17 protein-coding genes are annotated in these 15,877 nt (G+C 62.1%); 6 read left to right on the top strand and 11 right to left on the bottom strand.

Annotated elements, in window-relative coordinates; genetic code table 11:
* The 3 genes from mreD to J7347_RS04010 are packed head-to-tail and all read right to left on the bottom strand — an operon-like array spanning position 1 to position 2,523.
* Positions 1 to 546, bottom strand: coding sequence for a rod shape-determining protein MreD (mreD, locus tag J7347_RS04020; protein ID WP_348521556.1), 546 nt, complete (start codon positions 544 to 546; stop codon positions 1 to 3).
* 8 nt (positions 547 to 554) lie between these two features.
* Entirely contained in the window at positions 555 to 1,445 is an 891-nt protein-coding gene (mreC, locus tag J7347_RS04015; RefSeq protein WP_067682218.1) for a rod shape-determining protein MreC, read from the bottom strand.
* Between the two features lie 34 nt (positions 1,446 to 1,479).
* Positions 1,480 to 2,523 carry a rod shape-determining protein gene (locus J7347_RS04010; RefSeq protein ID WP_067682215.1) on the bottom strand — a complete coding sequence of 348 codons (1,044 nt, stop codon included), beginning with the start codon at positions 2,521 to 2,523 and terminating at the stop codon, positions 1,480 to 1,482.
* Positions 2,524 to 2,719: 196 nt separating this feature from the next.
* Between J7347_RS04010 and mutL the strand changes: the two genes are divergently transcribed.
* The 3 genes from mutL to J7347_RS03995 all read left to right on the top strand — a co-directional run bounded on the left by mutL (position 2,720) and on the right by J7347_RS03995 (position 6,735).
* Entirely contained in the window at positions 2,720 to 4,549 is a 1,830-nt protein-coding gene (mutL, locus tag J7347_RS04005; protein WP_209160914.1) for a DNA mismatch repair endonuclease MutL, read from the top strand.
* A gap of 10 nt (positions 4,550 to 4,559) precedes the next feature.
* Positions 4,560 to 5,261, top strand: coding sequence for a hypothetical protein (locus tag J7347_RS04000; RefSeq protein ID WP_209160913.1), 702 nt, complete (start codon positions 4,560 to 4,562; stop codon positions 5,259 to 5,261).
* 979 nt (positions 5,262 to 6,240) lie between these two features.
* Positions 6,241 to 6,735, top strand: a complete 495-nt coding sequence (locus tag J7347_RS03995) for a hypothetical protein (protein ID WP_209160912.1) — start codon at positions 6,241 to 6,243, stop codon at positions 6,733 to 6,735.
* 4 nt (positions 6,736 to 6,739) lie between these two features.
* On the opposite strand, the gene J7347_RS03990 is transcribed toward J7347_RS03995, so the two are convergent.
* Together J7347_RS03990 and J7347_RS03985 are read right to left on the bottom strand one after the other, a co-directional pair.
* A complete protein-coding gene (locus J7347_RS03990) occupies positions 6,740 to 7,201 on the bottom strand; it encodes a MaoC family dehydratase (RefSeq protein WP_067682204.1) in 462 nt (153 codons plus the stop codon).
* A gap of 45 nt (positions 7,202 to 7,246) precedes the next feature.
* On the bottom strand, positions 7,247 to 8,245 hold the full coding sequence (locus J7347_RS03985) for an SDR family oxidoreductase (RefSeq protein WP_209160911.1): 999 nt from the start codon (positions 8,243 to 8,245) through the stop codon (positions 7,247 to 7,249).
* A 77-nt stretch (positions 8,246 to 8,322) separates the two neighbouring features.
* On the opposite strand from J7347_RS03985, the gene J7347_RS03980 reads away from it, so the two are divergent.
* Entirely contained in the window at positions 8,323 to 8,550 is a 228-nt protein-coding gene (locus J7347_RS03980; protein ID WP_209160910.1) for a hypothetical protein, read from the top strand.
* Here J7347_RS03980 and pth read toward each other — a convergent pair.
* From pth to J7347_RS03950, 6 genes are all read right to left on the bottom strand, one after another.
* Positions 8,547 to 9,116, bottom strand: a complete 570-nt coding sequence (gene pth, locus J7347_RS03975; RefSeq protein WP_209160909.1) for an aminoacyl-tRNA hydrolase — start codon at positions 9,114 to 9,116, stop codon at positions 8,547 to 8,549. The two genes, J7347_RS03980 and pth, sit on opposite strands and share 4 nt — an antisense overlap.
* Positions 9,117 to 9,222: 106 nt before the next feature.
* Positions 9,223 to 9,924, bottom strand: coding sequence for a 50S ribosomal protein L25/general stress protein Ctc (locus J7347_RS03970; RefSeq protein WP_067683335.1), 702 nt, complete (start codon positions 9,922 to 9,924; stop codon positions 9,223 to 9,225).
* Between the two features lie 136 nt (positions 9,925 to 10,060).
* Positions 10,061 to 10,954 (bottom strand): TraB/GumN family protein, encoded by an 894-nt coding sequence (locus J7347_RS03965; protein WP_209160908.1) that lies wholly within the window; start codon positions 10,952 to 10,954, stop codon positions 10,061 to 10,063.
* Between the two features lie 14 nt (positions 10,955 to 10,968).
* Positions 10,969 to 11,901, bottom strand: coding sequence for a TraB/GumN family protein (locus tag J7347_RS03960; RefSeq protein WP_209160907.1), 933 nt, complete (start codon positions 11,899 to 11,901; stop codon positions 10,969 to 10,971).
* Positions 11,902 to 12,001: 100 nt separating this feature from the next.
* Entirely contained in the window at positions 12,002 to 12,199 is a 198-nt protein-coding gene (locus J7347_RS03955) for a helix-turn-helix transcriptional regulator (protein ID WP_209160906.1), read from the bottom strand.
* On the bottom strand, positions 12,196 to 12,648 hold the full coding sequence (locus J7347_RS03950; RefSeq protein ID WP_209160905.1) for a hypothetical protein: 453 nt from the start codon (positions 12,646 to 12,648) through the stop codon (positions 12,196 to 12,198). Before J7347_RS03950 ends, J7347_RS03955 begins: the two co-directional genes overlap by 4 nt.
* Positions 12,649 to 12,783: 135 nt before the next feature.
* Between J7347_RS03950 and J7347_RS03945 the strand changes: the two genes are divergently transcribed.
* A complete protein-coding gene (locus tag J7347_RS03945; protein WP_209160904.1) occupies positions 12,784 to 13,686 on the top strand; it encodes a glycine--tRNA ligase subunit alpha in 903 nt (300 codons plus the stop codon).
* Complete coding sequence (gene glyS, locus J7347_RS03940; protein ID WP_209160903.1) at positions 13,683 to 15,854, top strand: glycine--tRNA ligase subunit beta; 2,172 nt, start codon at positions 13,683 to 13,685, stop codon at positions 15,852 to 15,854. The genes J7347_RS03945 and glyS overlap by 4 nt, the downstream gene beginning before the upstream one ends.
* Positions 15,855 to 15,877: the final 23 nt, after the last annotated feature.

The raw sequence follows: 15,877 nt of genomic DNA, 5'->3' as shown, positions 1-15,877 counted from the left end.
TCAGCCCAGCTTGCGCCAGCGCGTCAGGCGCTTGCGATCGAGGAAGGCCACGAACAGCGCGACCAGGGGAAAAAGGAGGATCGAAAGAACGATTTGGGGCACAAGCGCAATCAACATGGGAAGAGAGGGTTCGCCGCCGGAAAACAGCATGGCCGCCAACAGATACACGGGCAGGATTAAACCGGCGGTGAACCAATCCTGCGCGAAGCTGCGCCAGGGGAAGCGCGTTTCGATCAATTCGACCGCGATCATGGCGAGCGACCAGAGCAGGGCGGCGCTGCCGAGAGGCTGGCCGCTGAAGAGATCGTCGAACAGGCCGAGCGGGAAGCCTGCCCATACCGGCAGCAGGCCCGGCCGCACGAGACGCCAGCCGATCAGCATGAGAAATCCCAGCGGCGGCACGATCGGCAGCGCGCTGGCGATCACGATCAGCGGCAGGACCGAAGCCAGCATGATCGAGAGATACGGTACGCCATTTGCCAGAACGGTCGAGTGCGAGCGATTGATGCGGCTGCCATAGGCATCGCTGCGGGAGCGGGGGTTCATCCGCTCCATTATTCGCCCAGTTCGCGTTCGATCGGCGTCCGCGATCCGCGCAGCGCGGCAGGCTCGAATATCGGCAGGACCGACACGAAATCGGCGGCTGCGGGATCAGTCACGATGCGGGCGAGTGCGCCGTCGTCGGTGATTTCGGTGGCGATGGCGACGGCGATGCCGGGCTGGTAATACCCGCCCGCGCCGCTGGTGACGAACAGGTCGCCCTTCTCGATCGGATTGATGCCAAGATTGATCAGCCGGATACGGATCAGACCATCGCCGCGTCCTTCGGCGAAAGCCACGACCTCGTCCTGGGCGCGGCGCACGGGCAGCACGCTTTCGCTGTCGGTGAGGAGCAGAACGCGCGAGCTGCGATCGCCGACCTCGAGGATCCGCCCGACCACGCCGCGCGGGGACCGCACCGGCATGCCCACGCGTACCCCATCCTCGGCACCCGCGCCGAGATAGGCGAAGCGCCGCGTGCTGGCGGATGTGGCGCCGATCAGCCGGGCGGTGGCGACCGGCTTCGTGTCGGTGTTCTGCAGGGACAGCAGCGATTTCAGCCTGCGGTTCTCCTGCTCGACCGCCTGCGCTTCCTTCAGGCGAATGCGCGCGATTTCCACCTCGCGCTTCAATTGCGCGTTCTGGGATCCAGCGCGAAGATATCCGCGCACGGCCTGATAGAAGCTCTTGCTTTCCGTCCGTCCGGTGGCGACCGTGCGGGTGGCGGGCGCGACCGCGTCGTTCGCCTCGCCCCGCAGGCCGGACAGGAATTGCGGCTGCCACAGCGACAGGCCGAGCAGGATCGCACCCACCAGCGCACCTGCGCCGGCAGCGATATAGCCCGTGAAGAGGCCGTATTGCGCCCTTCGCGAATAGCTCGAACGCCGTTGCCCGGTCGGCGCCATCGCGGCCGTGCTCCCCTACTACTTCAAGCGCGGCCTAAGCCGTCATCAAAACGCCGCGATAGATTTCGTCTTCCATCGCACGGCCTGTGCCCAGCGCCACGCAGGAGAGCGGATCTTCTGCAATGGTGACGGGAAGGCCGGTCTCTTCGCGCAGATATTCGTCGAGACCCTGGATGAGCGCGCCACCGCCGGTCAGGACGATACCCTGATCGACGATATCGGCGGCGAGTTCGGGCGCGGTGTTTTCCAGCGCGATACGGACGCCTTCAACGATGGCCCCGATCGGTTCCGACAGGGCTTCTGCGATATGGCCCTGATTGATCGTGATTTCCTTGGGCACGCCGTTGACGAGGTCGCGGCCCTTGATGGTGATCGCTTCGCCGATGCCGTCTTCCGGCGCGACGGCGATCCCGTAATCCTTCTTGATCCGTTCCGCCGTGGCATCGCCGATCAGGAGATTGTGGTGGCGGCGGACATAGCTGACGATCGCTTCGTCCATCTTGTCGCCCCCGGTTCGCACCGAGGTGGTGTAGGCGAGACCGCGCAGCGACAGCACCGCGACTTCGGTCGTGCCGCCGCCGATATCGACGACCATCGATCCGACGGGCTCGGTCACCGGCATGTCCGCGCCAATCGCGGCGGCCATGGGTTCGAGAATCAGGAAGACCTGGCTTGCGCCTGCGTTCGATGCGGCGTCGCGGATCGCGCGGCGTTCGACGCTGGTCGAGCCCGACGGAACGCAGATCGTGATTTCGGGATAGCGCATCAGGCTCTTGCGGCCATGCACCTTGCGGATGAAGTGCTTGATCATCTCTTCGGCGATTTCGATGTCGGCGATGACGCCGTCGCGCAAGGGACGGATCGCTTCGATGCTGTCCGGGGTCTTGCCCATCATCATCTTCGCATCGTCACCCACCGCCTTCACGCGCTTGACGCCGTTCAGCGTTTCGATCGCGACGACCGACGGTTCGTTGAGAACGATGCCCTGATCCTGAACATAGACCAGCGTGTTGGCGGTGCCGAGATCGATCGCCATGTTCTGCGAGCCGAACTTGAAGAGATTGTTCCAGAAGCTCATTCTAACCCGATTCCATAAGTGGATAAGGGCCTTACGCCTCGATTCTACGAGAGTTCCGACCCGATTGTGACAGCGGAGCGGTGGCCTTAGCGAAGGTGTGGCGAAAATGCCAAAACATTCACGGGCTCCTGCCGGGGAAATCTGCGCGCCCGGCCTCGAAATCGCGGCGCTTCGTCGCTAGCTTGCGCGGCTCGCCATGCCGATCATACGCCGCCTCCCCGAAACGCTCGTCAATCGCATCGCTGCGGGCGAGGTTGTGGAACGCCCCGCAGCGGCGCTTAAGGAGCTGGTCGAGAACGCCATCGATGCGGGCGCGACCCGGATTGCGATCAAGCTCGTCGAAGGCGGGCTGGGCTCGCTGGAAGTGACCGATGACGGATGCGGCATGACGCCCGACGAGATGGCGCTGGCGCTCGAACGCCACGCGACCTCGAAATTGCCCGACGAGGCCATCGAACAGGTCGCCACTCTGGGTTTCCGGGGCGAGGCGCTGCCGTCAATCGCCAGCGTGTCGCGCTTCACGTTGGAAAGCCGCCCGCGCGCGTCGGAGCAGGCCTGGCGCAAGGTGGTCGATCACGGTGCCATCGTGGCGGACGAGCCCGCTGCGCTCCCGCCGGGAACGCGCGTGCGGGTCGAACAGGTCTTCGCCAAAGTGCCCGCGCGGCGCAAATTCCTGCGGACGCCGCGTAGCGAATATGCCGCCTGCCTCGATGTGGTGCGCCGCCTTGCCATGGCGCGGCCCGATATCGGCTTCACGTTGGAGCATGGAGAACGGCGCATCCTGGCACTCCAGCCGGACGAGGCAATTGCAGATCGCGTGGCGCAGGTCGTGGCCCGTGAACTCAAGGACAATGGCGTCGCGATCGAGCTGGAGCGGCCGGGCGAGGCGGGGCCGATCCGCCTGTCCGGTATAGCGGGCCTGCCGACCTACAATCGCGGGATCGCCGATCATCAATATCTGTTCGTGAACGGGCGTCCGGTAAAGGATCGCCTGCTGACCGGCGCGGTGCGCGGGGCCTATGCCGACATGCTGGCGCGCGATCGGCACGCCGTGCTGGCCCTGTTCCTCGACCTGCCGCCGGAAGATGTCGATGTGAACGTCCACCCGGCCAAAACCGAAGTGCGGTTCCGCGACGCCAATGCGGTTCGCGGCTTTATCGTTTCGGGCCTGCGACAGGCCCTGGCGAGCGAGGATCGGCGCAGCGCACAGACCCCCGACCGTGGTGCGATGGCGCGCTGGACGAGCGAGCCGGCACAGAAGGAGACCATGCGCGACGAACCGTCGCCCGCGCTCGCGTCGATCTTCGGCGGTCGGGACTGGTCCGCGCCCTCCCGTTCGGTGGCGGAGGCCGGGGCACCGTGGCGCGCGTCCGAGAACGATACCATCGCGGCGCCTTTCGGGCGCGCGGAGGAAGCGGCGCCGATCGCGGAGGAAGACCGCGACTTTCCGCTGGGCGTGGCGCGCGGCCAGGTGGCAAACACCTATATCGTCGCCGAGGCGAAGGATGGGCTGGTCCTCGTCGATCAGCACGCCGCGCACGAACGCCTGGTGCTGGAGCGGTTACGGGCCGCTGGTGCGGAGGACGCCGTTTCGCGCAGCCAGGCGCTGTTGATGCCCGACGTGGTCGAACTGGACGAGACCGCCTGCGACCGGCTCGAAGATGCCGCTGACGGTCTTGCGCGCTACGGCCTCGTGATCGAACGCTTCGGCCCCTCGGCCATGCTGGTGCGCGCGGTCCCCCATTCGCTGAAGCAGGGCGATCCCGAAAAGCTGCTGCGCGATATCGACGACGATCTGGTCAAGCACGGCGAAGCGCTGCTGCTCGGCGAAAAGATCGACCTCGTCCTCGCCACCATGGCCTGCCACGGATCGGTCCGCGCTGGCCGCGTCATGCGCGTCGACGAGATGAATGCTCTCCTGCGAGAAATGGAACGCACGCCGCGCTCGGGCCAGTGCAATCACGGGCGGCCGACCTGGGTTAAGTTAGCCTTAAAAGATGTCGAAGCGCTTTTCGGCAGACATTAGGATGACTTAGGTGGGTTTTTATAGGGCCAAGTTTTACAGATTTTTGATGCTTGAGCCGCAAACAGATAGCTCATTGCCCGTTGCGCGAGAGATGTCGTTTCGGGTTAAATGCTGCTCGAAGCTTGGGGAAGTTGCTTTGAAGCCAGTCGAGGAAGGTCGTACTGAAGGCGAACGAGTAATCGCTGAGCTTGCGCGCTCTGGGGGCGATGCAGCAAGAATTTTGAACCCGCTGACAATCGATGACTGCGCTGTTGTCGGAATTGTGGTTCAGACTACCGCCCAAGGCTTCTTCGCGGCACAGCAGCTTATCGAGCTCGTCGAACAAAAAGAGCGGGAAAATATCAGGCCTTGGAAAGAAGCTCCGAGGGATAATCAGGTCTTCCAATTGCTAATCGACTACATACCCGCCTTAGGGCTGAGTGAAGACGATGCTGCAATTTTGCTGGACGCTATCTCCAAGCTTCAATGGATGGAAAAAATCCGTCACCACGTCGCCCATGCGGCGTTGAGGCGTCACCCGAAGGTTGATGCGTTGATCGGACTGTCACTTCGACGGAGAGAGAATTTTCGCAAAGGCAACATCGAACCACGCTACGGCGAAGTAATGACCGTTTACATATCTGTTCCCGAGGTCAAAAGTAAGTTCACTGAGGCGCAAGAGGCAGTGAATACGATGACAACGCTTTTCGCAAAGATTGCAGAAAAGCCGTGAACCTCACATTTTATAGGATAGGCCTGGGTGAAGCTGAGCATGGAGGATGTGGAGAAGCTGTTCGGGAGAAAGTGAAAGCCCGAAGTGAGATCTACAATTGATATGCAGAGAAGAGCGCGATTGGAAAAAAGCCCCACTCAATATCTTTGATCACATTGCGCGCGATTCGTGAAAGTGGTCGTGACAGTTTGCCAACCACTCTCCAAATCAAATGTGTATCTTTCGATTGTTCAGCATTCGGCCAGGCCGAAGCAGAATTCTAGTGTTGCACGTGCTGAATTCGATCAACGAATTTAGGCGGCTCTTTCCCTTTTCCCGCGTTAGCCAAAGAGACGGCGCTGACCCATTCTTCACGAATTAGACAAATGCTGTCGTACCGCGACCGCGCACTGTCGAGACAAAGTACTTCCCCAGGCACCTGCTGTTCTAACACAACTTTCGCCTTCGCAGAGATAAAAGTCCGATTGTTATCCAACCGAGGATCGTCGACGGTTATCGATACAAGCGGAACCGAGGCAGCAGCCAATAGCGTGAGCATGATAGATTTCCCACTTTCCTGTGTTAGTTCACCGATCATGACGTTGCGTGGATCGCTTGTCCACTGCATCAAGGAAATAAAAGCCTGTGTGTTTTCTGTTCCAAAGAAAGCGCCAGGGGACAGCTTGAAAATGTAACGAAAAAAATCCTTCGCGCTTGGTGAGATGTACTCTTGCCTAAGACGTGACAGACCCTTGATTTCTTATCAGCCGCCTAGAAAGTGAGCTCTTCCTTATTCGAGACAACTGGGGCGGAGAGTTACGCGATCGTCGGAATGTTCGGTCCGGCAATTTGCGATCTGAGAGTCGGCGATTGCCGATCGTTTTCAATTCGAGATATTGAACCGAATTCCCGGAGCGCCTCGAACCGCTCTCTGGCATGTAAGGCCAAATTCAGCCAAGCTCTCGGCAACGTGCTTTGAAAATGCGTGCGAGAAAGATTGATGCGTACTTCCATCCTGGTTTTAGCGCTGGCCGTTGCGGCCTGTGGGTCGGAGCAGAGCCCCGAAGAGAAAGCGGCCAGCGATGCCGCGGCTTCGGCGGAGATCCGCGCGGCGAACGTGCCGCCGCCCATTCCGGTGACGCTGGAGCCGATCGCCTATTCCGATATCGAGGCGAACGATCTGATCGGGATCGGGTGCAGCTTCGCCCTGGCGCGCGAGGCCGATGCGGCGATGGCGGTGACGATGGTGGAGGCGGCTTACGTAAAGCAGGATAACGAGATCCAGCGCCTGGCCCCAGACATGGGCAGCGCCGAAATGCCCTTCGGTACGCGCTCGAATTATGACGGCACCCAGTTCGGCCTGGAAATGACCATACGCGGGGATGGCGAACCGATTGGGGGTGAAACGACTCTGTACGATGCCGCGCTGACCTTGCGCGACGGGCGGGACCGGATCGTCTATCAGCGGGAAGGTGTGGCGCGCTGCGGCAGTTGAGCCGTCACTCCACTGGTGTATCGGGATCGCGCACCCGGATAAGGCCATTGCTGACCATTTCGAGCACCAGGACATCGTCCTGATTGAAAGTGCTCACCCGGCTCTTGAAAAGGCCCATATCGGGGCGTGACTTGCTGCGGCGCTTCTCGATCACTTCCGTCTCGCAGCGCAGCACGTCGCCCGGATAGACCGGTTTCACCCAGCGCAGCTGATCGATCCCGGGCGAGCCGAGACCTGCCTGTTCGACCACGGACATGTTTTCGACCAGCATCCGCATGGTCATGGCGCAGGTATGCCATCCGCTGGCGGATATGCGCCCGAAATGCGTCTTCGCCGCCGCCTCGTCGCTGAGGTGGAAGGGCTGGGGGTCGAACTTCTCGGCGAAGTCGCGCACCGCATCGGCCTCGACCTCGTAGCGGCCGAAGCTCTGCCGGGTGCCCACTTCGATTTCTTCGTAATACAGCATGGTTCGGGAAATGCCCCGGAATGCGGGCCGGGGCAATATCCAAACTTAACGTAGGTGTATCGCGCGCATCACCGGGCCGAGCCGTTCGGAGCGTCCGAGCCATTCGAGCTGGGTGCGCGCGGTCACCTCATTGATTGCCGTCTGGGGAATGGCCCCGCCGCTGACCGGCACTCTCAAGGGCCGGGTGCCCGGCGCCAAGGCCATGGTGCGCGCGATCGCGCGCGGCACATCCATCGGGTCGGCGCTTCGGCCCGAACCGTCCTCGGTCCCCATATTCGCGACCACTTCGGGATAGCCGCTCGTGTGGATGTCCTCGGCGCGGTTCTTCAGGGCGCCGGTATAGATGTTGCGGTTGACCCAGACCTCGGTCGGATAGCCGCCGGGTTCGATGATGGTGACATCGATATTGTGAGGCACGAGTTCGTAGGCGAGCTGCTGGCCCATCGCTTCCAGCGCGAATTTGGTGGCGCTGTAATGGCCGCCATGGGGCACGATCACGCGGCCTAATTGGCTGGAAATCTGGAAGATCTGCCCCGCACCCTTCGCGCGCATTCCCGGCAGCACGGCGCGGGCCATGCGGTGGCAGCCGAAGACATTGGTATCGAAGGCGAGCATGGTCGCCGCCATGTCCTGAACCTCGACCGGGCCGGAAATGCCGATTCCGGCATTGTTGATCAGCACGTCGATCGGACCGCCATTGATCCGCTCCGCCTCGGCGACGCCCGCGGCGACTTGATCGTCCGATAGAACGTCGATCTCGATCACATGCAGGTCGAGATTTTCTTCGCGCGCGAGCTTTATCAATTCCTCTGCTTCGGGACGCGGCAGGTTGCGCATGGTAGCGAATACCCTCGCGCCGAGGCGGGCGTAATGTTCCGCGCCCAGCCGCCCGAAGCCGGAGGAGCAGCCGGTGATCAGGATCGACTTGCCCGATAGCTCGGCAGGAATCTGCACCGCGTCGGACTGCGCGCGTGAAGACGTGGCGGCGAGGGCGGTGGTGGCCGCTGCTCCGGCAAGCAAGGTACGGCGGGTGAGGGCGGTCATGGTCGGGTCTCCTTCGCGCGGGAATCTGTCGGATTATCGCTTGCATGTCAGCGCGATGGGGCGAAAGCATGGCGGCGATGATCCGGAACGTTCTTCTTTCGACCGCCTTGGTCGGTGTGGTGCTGGCTCTGTCGGGGTGCGAAACCACGAATGAGGATGAGTGGGCGGGTGGGGCGCGCAAGCCCTTCCATCAGGCGGAACAGACCTGCGAGGCGCAGGCCGCGCGGATCGCGGAAGAAAGCGCCCGGCCCGCTTTCTTCACCGGATGCATGCAAGCGTTCGGATGGACCCGGCGCGCGGGCTAGTCCTGCATCCGCATTGCGACGTCGCTCATGAAGCGAACATCCTCGCCCGCCGCCAGCCGGTCCGCTTCGCTCCCGATCGCGGCGAGCATCTGGACCAGATCGTCCTGCTCGGCCTTGGCGTAATTGCCGAGCACATGGCCGGTCACCCGGTCCTTGTGACCCGGATGGCCGATCCCGATCCGGACACGCCGAAAATCGGGGCCGAGATGCTTGTCGATACTGCGGAGGCCGTTGTGCCCCGCCAGCCCGCCGCCGGTGCGCACCTTGACCTTGAAGGGGGCGAGGTCGAGCTCGTCATGGAACACTGTCAGCGCATCGGTGCCCAACTTGTAAAAGCGCAACGCTTCGCCGACGGCGCGACCGCTCTCGTTCATAAACGTCGCCGGTTTCAGGAGCAGCACCTTTGCAGTGCCGATGCGACCCTCTTGCACCCAGCCGGAGAACTTCTTCTGCGCCGGGCCGAACCCGTGCATTTCCGCGATCACGTCGCAGGCCATGAAGCCGATATTGTGCCGGTGCATCGCATATTGCGGTCCGGGATTGCCGAGGCCGGTCCAGATTTGCATAGGCGCGCCTCTAACAGCCGCAGAGCCATTCGGGAAGGCAGCCCAAACGAAAACACCGGCCTGTCGCCAGGCCGGTGTTTCGTGTTCGGAAGCGAGAGAAAAACCCTTATTCGGGGCTCTTCTCCTGCTGTTCCAGAGCGGCGTCGTCGTCCGGACCCTGTTCGGTCGCGGCGGTTTCGCCCGGCTCCATGCCGGCACCGGTCTGATCGTCGCCGTCTTCGGCGCCTTCGCTCTTCTTGAGCGCCGACGGAGCGACCAGCGTGGCGATCGTGAAGTCGCGATCGGTGATCCCGCTTTCGCTGCCCTTGGGCAGGTCGACTTCGCTGATGTGGATCGAATCGCCGACTTCCTTGCCGGTGACGTCGATCTCGATCTCGCTGGGGATTGCATCCATGTCGCAGACGAGTTCCAGCTCGTGACGGACCACGTTCAGAACGCCGCCCTTCTTGAGACCGGGGCTCGCTTCTTCGTTGATGAAGACCACGGGCACGTTGACTTCAACCTTGGCGCCCTTCGAGAGACGCAGGAAGTCCGCATGTTCGGGACGGTCGGTGACCGGGTGAAGCGCGACATCCTTAGGAAGGGTGCGCAGGGTCTTGCCGCCGATTTCGATGCTCACGATCGAGTTCATGAAGTGGCCGGTGCCGAGCTGGCGGACCAATTCCTTCTCTTCGACGTGAATCATCACGGGATCTTCCTTGCCGCCGTAGATCACGGCGGGAATACGACCTTCGCGGCGCAATTGACGGGAGGCTCCCTTGCCAGCCCGTTCGCGCGCTTCGGCCGGCAGGGTCAGAGCGTCGCTCATGGGTCTTGCCTTTCGAGTATGCGTTGAGTTGCTTGTACGTGTCGGACGCCACGCCTCCAGGGATGACCATGGCGGGTCCGAAGCGCGGCGCTATAGCGGGGTGGGCCGGAAACGCAAGCTTTCCCGCAACCGACGGCTATTGGATGCGGCGCACCGTAAAGCCGCGCGCTTCCAGCATGGCAGGCAGGCCATCGGGGCCGAACATATGGCCTGCGCCGACCGCTATCAGCGGCTTGCTCTGCGTGGAGAAGAGGTTTTCCAGCTGAGCGGTCCAGGCCCGGTTCCGTCCGGCGAGGAGCGCTTCGTAAAGCTCCGGATCGGCCAGAATGCCCTCGCGCGTCAATTTCGCCAGCGCCTCTCCATCGCCTTCGCTCCAGGTGCGGGCGAGGCGACCCATATCGTCGTCGTATTCGCGGGTCTCGGCGATTATGGCGTTGAGCAGGTCGCGCTGTTCCGCCTCCGGCAAAGTGTCGAAAATGCCGAGCTGGCGCTCGCCGCCCTCGATTTCGACGATCTCGCGCCCTTCGAAGTCGCCGATCAGAGCGCGATCGACGCCGTTCTCGCTTTTCGACGTCTGCGCCACTTGCGCTAGCGTGAGCGCGGCGGCCCAGCTTTCCATGGCGTCGAAATGGTCGCTGCGCACCTTGGCTTTGGTCAGCAGCGTTTCATACTGACTGCGCAGGGCCGGATCGATCCGTTCGGCCAGCGGTCCGGGCGGATCGTCGAAGGCGAGGCTTACGAAAATGTCGGTCAGCTCGCTGCCGTTATCGAGCCCCGCCACTTCGACGACCAGCAGATCGGCTTGTTCGATGGTTTTCTCAAGCAGTGGCGTGCGCCAGGATACGCCATCGGGCAATGCGTGGATCGTGCCGAACAGCCACCCTTCGACCGCTCCCGCATCGTCGACCACCTCCCACAGGATCGGATCTGCCTTGGTTTCGGGCTCCGCCTGCCGTTCCGATCCGCAGGCGGCGAGGGCGATCAGCGCGAAGGGAGCGAGACCGCGCGCGACACGGCGAAAAATGGGCAATCGCTGCATGGAGTTCAATCGAGCCGCTCAACAGAGAGGCCGCGCTCGGCGAGCATGGACTGAACCGATGTCGGCCCGAAGAAATGTCCGGCGCCGACGGCGACCAGCACGGTTCCAGGGGTATCGAGCCGCTCATCCAGCCATCCGGCCCAGGCCCGATTGCGATCTTCGAGCAGGATCTTCTCGAACAGGACGCCGAATTCCCCCTCGCCGAAATCGAGGTCCTCGATCTCTTCGCCCTTCGCCCACTCGTGTTCGAGAGCGAGATCCAGCCCATCGGCATCCTCGCCATCGCCAAGAAAGAAGCTTTCCGAATCCTCGCCATTCCAGGCGATCAGGTCCGTCTCCAGCTGGGCGAGCAACAGGTCCTCATCGATGGAAAGGATGTTGGTGAGGACATCATTGCTGTCCTCGATCGATCCGATCGGCTTGCCCGCCTCCGCGAATTCCGATTGAAGGATCGTCTCGACGCCGTTCTCGGACTCCGAGCCCATCATGTCGAGCTGGCCCACGCCCGCTGCCATGATGGCAAGCATCGGCGGCATCCTGTCGAAGATCGCGGGCGGCATCTCGGTCAATTCTGCCAGCGCGAGCCATTTCTCGCCGGCTTCGGGAGAGAGCCGCTTCGATGTCGGCACGCGATCCTTCATTTCGGACAGCACCCGAACCATCATGGCCTGCGAGCCTGCTTCGCTGTCCGCATCGCTGGTTTCGATCACCAGTTCGTCGGCGTCTTCCACGATGCTGTCGAACCGGGCGCTGCGCCAACGGAACCCGTCGGGAAGGACATGGAAGGTCCCGAACAGATAGATGGTCGTGTCATCGTCCGCCAATTTCCAGATTGCGGGTTTCGGATCGTAATCCTGGACGAAGGCAGGGACAAGAAATGCTTCATCGCTTCGAACCGATTTCGCATGAGTGGCCTGCGCCGAGGCGGCAGGCGCCATCAGAAGGGCAGCTATGCCGGCAGAAAACGCGAAGAAGCGGTGCATTGGACTGGGAACCTCTGGCGATCGGGCGGCGGGCCGCGTCTGTCTTTAAGAACCGCTATCGCTGCCCATCATCGAATATTTCGTGAATGGTCATGCCGAAAAGTCGCGCTATCCGAAAGGCGAGTGCAAGCGAAGGATCGTGCTTGCCGGTTTCGATCGCATTGACCGCCTGGCGGGAGACCTCCAGATGCATGGCGAGTTCGGCTTGGCTCCATTCTCGCTCGGCGCGCAGGACGCGGAGGCGGTTCTTCACGAACCGCCAACGCGATAATGGAAGAGGAAGCCAGAATGAAAGGCCAGTGCACTTAGCGAAGCCAGCAGATAAGCTCGGTTGAATGGGGCGGGGATGCGCCAACTGGCGTCATCCTCGGGCAACAAAGAGCCTGCTGCGCTTCTGCCCAGGTCGTAGGATCCTTCGTAAAGCGTCATCAGGCCTTGAACGCAGAGCCAAAAGCCGATGAGCACTGCAACCCAGACTGCTGCTCGCCGCGACAATGCCAAGAAATGTTCGTCGAACCGATTATAGGTGGAAAAAGTAATCAGATATGCTCCGACGATCATACTGCTCGCCGCTTCGATATGAGCGCCGAAAGGCATCACGTTGCTGGCGACCAACACGATGCTGATCACTAGGCCAAACCAAACCATGCCATAGGCGCGCGACTTCTGCTTTTGATCGAGTGCATAGGGATCATAAGGCAAAGCAGCTTCCTTCCGCCATGATGTAAGGCATCCCTGACTTATTGTAGCAATCTTTTTACATTGTCAACACAACCTTACATCTCGCTCCGCCCAAGACATTGACCCCGTTTCGCACCTGCGGCATGGCCGCTCGTCATGGACCGGAACCCGCAAAACTCCTTTCAGGACATGATCCTCGCGCTCCACGATTTCTGGAGCAGCAAGGGGGGCTGCCTGATCCTTCAGCCCTATGACATGCGGATGGGGGCGGGCACGTTTCATACTGCGACTACGTTGCGCGCGCTCGGCCCGGAACCGTGGCACGCGGCTTTCGTCCAGCCCTGTCGCCGCCCGACCGACGGACGCTATGGCGAGAACCCGAACCGGCTCCAGCATTATTACCAGTATCAGGTGATCCTGAAGCCGAGTCCGCCCGATATTCAGGACCTCTATCTCGAAAGCCTCGGCATGATCGGGATCGATCCGTTGAAGCACGATATCCGCTTCGTGGAGGACGATTGGGAATCGCCGACCCTGGGCGCCTGGGGGCTGGGCTGGGAAGTCTGGTGCGATGGGATGGAAGTGACGCAGTTCACTTATTTCCAGCAGATGGGCGGCTTCGATTGCAAGCCGGTAGCGGGCGAGCTGACCTACGGGCTGGAACGCCTGGCGATGTATATTCAGGGCGTCGACAACGTCTACGATCTCGATTTCAACGGACGCGGCGTGAGCTACGGTCAGGTGTTTCTCGAAAACGAGAAGCAGATGTCGAAATGGAATTTCGAAGTCGCGGATACCGATGCCCTGTTCGACCTTTTCGCCAAGGCCGAGGCGGAATGCCGCAATGCGCTGGCTGCCAATGTGCCGATCGCCGCGTATGAGCAGGCGGTCGAGGCCAGCCACATCTTCAACCTGTTGCAGGCGCGCGGCGTGATCAGCGTGCAGGAACGCGCCAGCTATATGGGCCGGGTGCGCGATCTGGCGCGCGGATCGTGCGAAGCGCATATGGCGAAGGAAGCGCCCGGCTGGGCGGAGAAGTATCCGGAGTGGTCGAAATGAGCGGCGCCGACAACCGGAGCGATTTTCTCCTAGAATTGCGCAGCGAGGAAATCCCTGCACGGATGCAGGCGGGTGCGCGGGCCGAGCTGGAAAAGCTGTTCCGGCGCGAGATGGACGCGGCGGGCGTTTCCGTGGGCGATATCACCGTCTGGTCTACGCCGCGCCGCCTCGCGCTGATCGCGCGCGACCTGCCCGAGGCGACGCAGGCGGTGAGCGAAGAGGTCAAGGGGCCGCCCCAGGGCGCACCCGATGCGGCGGTAGACGGCTTCTGCCGCAAGGCAGGCGTGACGCGCAGCCAGCTGGAAGTGCGCGACGTCAAAGGGCGTCCGACCTATTTCGCCGTGATCGACACGCCCGGTCGCGCAATGCGCGACCTGCTTGGCGAGGCGATATCCGCCATCGTTCGCGATTTTCCCTGGCCCAAATCGATGCGTTGGGGTGCAGCCTCGCTCAGCACGGAATCCCTGCGCTGGGTGCGCCCGCTGTCGGGCATCGTGGCCTTGCTGGGTGACGAGGTGGTTGCATGCGAGGTTCACGGCGTCACCAGCGGTGCTGTCACGCTAGGCCATCGCTTCCATCATACAGGCGACATTACCATCGGCAATGCCGACGATTATGCGCTGAAACTGCGCGCAGGCCATGTCATCGTCGACCACGAGGAGCGGCAGGGCCTGATCCGCAGCGGCGCGGCCAAGGTCGCGTCCGAAGCGGGCCTGTCGCTGGTCGAGGACGAGGGCCTGGTGGTCGAGAATGCGGGGCTCACCGAATGGCCGATCCCGCTTTTGGGCCGCTTCGACGAGGCGTTTCTCGAAGTGCCGCCCGAAGTCATCCAGCTCACCGCGCGCGTGAATCAGAAGTATTTCGTTTGCCAGGATGCCGAAGGAAATCTGGCCAACGCCTTCGTCTGCACGGCCAATATCGAGGCGGGCGATGGCGGTGCGGCGATCGTGGACGGCAACCGCAAGGTGCTCGCCGCGCGCCTCAGCGATGCCCGCTTCTTCTGGGAGCAGGATCGCAGGAAGACGCTGGCCCAGCACGCCAAGGGGCTGGAGCGGATCACCTTCCATGAGAAGCTCGGGACGGTCGCAGACAAGGTGGACCGCGTGGCGAAGCTGGCCGACTGGCTGGTCTTCGATGCCAAAGCGCCCAATGGCGACCACAAAGCCGCGCGGCGGGCCGCCGAGCTTTCCAAGGCCGATCTGGTCACCGAAATGGTCGGAGAATTTCCCGAACTTCAGGGGCTTATGGGCGGCTATTATGCGCGGGCCGAGGGGCTTCCGGCGGGTATAGCCGATGCCATTGCCGATCATTACCGGCCGATCGGACAGGATGACGAGGTGCCGACCGCTGCCCTTACCGTTGCGGTCAGCCTCGCCGATAAGCTCGACACGCTTCTGAGCTTCTTCAAGATCGGTATCCTTCCGACGGGGTCGAAGGATCCGTTCGCGCTTCGCCGGGCTGCGCTCGGATATTTGCGTCTCGTCCAGGCGAACGATTTGAAGCTGTCGCTCGATCAGATCGTCCACGCGTGGGAAGGGCGCCCGCATCGCGCCCTTGCGACGAAGCTGACGGATTTCCTCGCCGAACGGCTGAAAGTCCAGCAGCGCGAGGCGGGCGTTCGGCACGATCTCATCGATGCGGTGTTCGCTTTGGGAGGGGAGGACGATCTCGTTCGCCTGCTCGCGAGGGTGAAAGCATTGCAAAACTATATCGAAACCGCCGAGGGTGCAGACCTTCTCGCCGGTTACAAGCGCGCCGCGAACATCCTCAAGAAAGAGGATTGGCAGGGGCCGGAAGGCGAGATTGCGCATACTGGCGAGGAAGATCCGCTCGCTCTGGTGGACGATCCGGACATGAAGGCCGTGATCGACGCCAAGATGACCGAACGGCAAGATACGCCGCTGTCCTACGCGCCGGAACCTGCGGAAAAGACGCTCATGGAAGCGCTTGAGCAGTCGGAAACACGCGCAAAACAGGCGTTGGCGAAGGAGGATTTCGCCGCCGCCATGAATGCGCTTGCAAGCCTGCGCACGCCGATCGACCGTTTCTTCGAAGAAGTGACGGTGAATGCAGACGATCAGGCCAAGCGCGCCCATCGCCTCGCCCTTCTCGCCCGGTTCCGCGATGCGGTCCACCAGGTTGCGGATTTCGGGCGGATCGAAGGCTAGGCGCTCGACAACGGATCGGGCGG

This window comes from Erythrobacter sp. A6_0 (assembly GCF_017744235.1).
Taxonomy (GTDB): domain Bacteria; phylum Pseudomonadota; class Alphaproteobacteria; order Sphingomonadales; family Sphingomonadaceae; genus Qipengyuania.
Note: the sequence above shows the minus strand (reverse complement) of the source record. Positions and strands in the feature narration are given on the sequence as shown.

Bases quoted from the DNA above. Each gene is read 5' to 3' on its own strand.
- mreD (WP_348521556.1), bottom strand. From the start codon at position 546: ATGAACCCCCGCTCCCGCAGCGATGCCTATGGCAGCCGCATCAATCGC.
- mreC (WP_067682218.1), bottom strand. From the start codon at position 1,445: ATGGCGCCGACCGGGCAACGGCGTTCGAGCTATTCGCGAAGGGCGCAA.
- J7347_RS04010 (WP_067682215.1), bottom strand. From the start codon at position 2,523: ATGAGCTTCTGGAACAATCTCTTCAAGTTCGGCTCGCAGAACATGGCG.
- mutL (WP_209160914.1), top strand. From the start codon at position 2,720: ATGCCGATCATACGCCGCCTCCCCGAAACGCTCGTCAATCGCATCGCT.
- J7347_RS03995 (WP_209160912.1), top strand. From the start codon at position 6,241: ATGCGTACTTCCATCCTGGTTTTAGCGCTGGCCGTTGCGGCCTGTGGG.
- J7347_RS03990 (WP_067682204.1), bottom strand. From the start codon at position 7,201: ATGCTGTATTACGAAGAAATCGAAGTGGGCACCCGGCAGAGCTTCGGC.
- J7347_RS03985 (WP_209160911.1), bottom strand. From the start codon at position 8,245: ATGACCGCCCTCACCCGCCGTACCTTGCTTGCCGGAGCAGCGGCCACC.
- J7347_RS03980 (WP_209160910.1), top strand. From the start codon at position 8,323: ATGATCCGGAACGTTCTTCTTTCGACCGCCTTGGTCGGTGTGGTGCTG.
- pth (WP_209160909.1), bottom strand. From the start codon at position 9,116: ATGCAAATCTGGACCGGCCTCGGCAATCCCGGACCGCAATATGCGATG.
- J7347_RS03970 (WP_067683335.1), bottom strand. From the start codon at position 9,924: ATGAGCGACGCTCTGACCCTGCCGGCCGAAGCGCGCGAACGGGCTGGC.
- J7347_RS03960 (WP_209160907.1), bottom strand. From the start codon at position 11,901: ATGGCGCCTGCCGCCTCGGCGCAGGCCACTCATGCGAAATCGGTTCGA.
- J7347_RS03945 (WP_209160904.1), top strand. From the start codon at position 12,784: ATGGACCGGAACCCGCAAAACTCCTTTCAGGACATGATCCTCGCGCTC.
- glyS (WP_209160903.1), top strand. From the start codon at position 13,683: ATGAGCGGCGCCGACAACCGGAGCGATTTTCTCCTAGAATTGCGCAGC.